We start from the raw sequence: 849 nt of genomic DNA, 5'->3' as shown, positions 1-849 counted from the left end.
GGTGTGGTCGGGGGGGGGGGGGGCGGCGGCGGGGGGGGGGGGGGGGGGCCGCCCCCCCCCCCCCCCCCCGGGAGGGGGTCAGGCCGAGGTGCCGTACTGGTTGTCCTTCATGAGGAAGGTCGCCAGCGGCTGGCCGGCGCCGTTCGACATCGCGGTGAAGGTGATGCCCAGGGTGGACGCCGCCTTGCGGGCCAGCTTGATGTCGTCGGAGGCGGTGACCTGGCCGCGCGGGATGATGAAGCGGTACGTGACCGCGGTGCCGCCGACCTTGACGTCGGTGAACTCCAGGCCGAGGGCGCGGACGTCCGCGTACGGACGCTCGGCGATCTCGTACTTGTACGTGTCGGTCGACGCGGCCGGCTCCGCCTTGACCTCGCCGCCGCCCATGAAGAAGGGCAGCGTGTCCTCGTTGAACTGGAGCATCGAGAACTTCAGCGAGAGGTCGCGGCTGGAGTAGATGAAGTGCACCGGGGAGACCGACTGCCAGGTGTCGATCGGCTCCAGCTTGTCCTTCTTGGAGAAGGTGACGCCGTCGCCGGTGGTGTAGCCGAGGTTCGTCCAGGTGGCCGAGGCCCAGTCGGCGGCCGGGTCGGCGCCGAAGGACGGGGCGCTCGCGCCGGCGGCGGCCACGAAGAGCTTGCCGGTGCCGGCGACGCGGATCTCGGCGGAGTTGTTTCCTGCCATGGTGGGTTTCTCCTTGTGTGGGTGAGGGCGCCGCGCCCGGGCGAAGGGACCCGGGTACGGCAAAGGCCCCCCCCGCCCGCGGGGGCCGGTGTGGGGGGGGGGGCATTTAAAAAAAAAACAACCCCCCAGACAACAAACGAAGGGGGGTTGGGGGGGGTGGGGGTG

Annotated in this window: 1 protein-coding gene; it reads right to left on the bottom strand. The window is 71.0% G+C overall.

The features are described 5' to 3' along the window. Positions 1 to 78 precede the first annotated feature (78 nt). Positions 79 to 684, bottom strand: coding sequence for a phage tail protein (locus tag ACFW1I_RS34090; protein ID WP_384677260.1), 606 nt, complete (start codon positions 682 to 684; stop codon positions 79 to 81). Between the last annotated feature and the right edge of the window lie 165 nt (positions 685 to 849).

Source organism: Streptomyces sp. NPDC058955 (genome assembly GCF_042741435.1).
Classification (GTDB): domain Bacteria; phylum Actinomycetota; class Actinomycetes; order Streptomycetales; family Streptomycetaceae; genus Streptomyces.
Note: the sequence above shows the minus strand (reverse complement) of the source record. Positions and strands in the feature narration are given on the sequence as shown.

Bases quoted from the DNA above. Each gene is read 5' to 3' on its own strand.
- ACFW1I_RS34090 (WP_384677260.1), bottom strand. From the start codon at position 684: ATGGCAGGAAACAACTCCGCCGAGATCCGCGTCGCCGGCACCGGCAAG.